The 937-nt window shown below is 36.8% G+C and carries 1 protein-coding gene; it reads right to left on the reverse strand.

All coding sequences use genetic code 11. The annotated features are described in order from the left end of the window. Positions 1–125: 125 nt before the first annotated feature. Positions 126–893 (reverse strand): hypothetical protein, encoded by a 768-nt coding sequence (locus tag R7Q48_RS25400; protein ID WP_213894472.1) that lies wholly within the window; start codon positions 891–893, stop codon positions 126–128. Positions 894–937 lie beyond the last annotated feature (44 nt).

Consider the following 937-nt stretch of genomic DNA (forward strand, 5'->3'; position numbering starts at 1 on the left):
TAACGCCCAATTAAGGTGTGAAGCACGCTATCACAACACTCAAACTGGACGCCGTAATCACTAAACTAGACCCAAACCAAAAATGCCAAGCGTGCTGAATCACTCTTAAATTGTTTGTTAAGCTTCTAACCAAATAGCCAACTGAAAAAGCCTTGTTTGAATCCAGCATTTATCTCGCTAGCAGATTTTTTGCGAATTTCTGAAAACAACTCTGCTTCTATTTCGTACTTTTCTTGCTCTATTTCAGCCTGAATCAAACTTGCTCTTTCTATGATGGGTAACTTATCACTGAACTTAGTCACCAACACTTTTATATCTTGATCCGAGCCAGGACGTATACTTCCAATTTGATACATCATTTTCACTAATTCATTAGCGTCAAAGTCACCATTAGACTGCTTTAACTTTTCTCGATATTTTTTATCGAGTTCATTCAACTTCTTATTTCTTTCAGCAGCTTGAAGGGAAAAATAATCATATGTGCCAGTAGCAATTGAGAGTGCTTCAAGGCTTAAATAAACTTTAGCACGACATTCTTCAACAGCTTCAGGTAGTTCAGATTGAGTTTTCTGTGTCGACTGTAAGTTATGTAGTAACCCTTTTAGCACCAACTCATAATTTGTGTTTCTTTCAAGCTGAGGGTTCTCCATTAGATTGATCATTGCATCAAATAGCAAACGAAGAGACGTGCCATTCTGAGGGTAATGAAGAAATAACTGGTTTTGTTGTTTGAGGCAGTTGTTTGCCATTGTTCTAGCAGGCTTGAAATAGTCTTCTAACTGCTTAACTTTAATAGAGTCATCGCTTTTATAGTCTTCTAATATGCCTACAAAAATGAAAGATCCTAAGGCCAAAGTTAACAATGTAGCAAACAGTTGTTTCACATACTCCATTTTTACTCCATTAAAATTGCAGTGTGATGTTGAAGCTTAACGCC

Source organism: Vibrio sp. 378, assembly GCF_033339435.1.

What these genes read in the sequence shown, in the direction of transcription:
- R7Q48_RS25400 (WP_213894472.1), bottom strand. Translation starts at nt 893, where the DNA reads ATGGAGTATGTGAAACAACTGTTTGCTACATTGTTAACTTTGGCCTTA.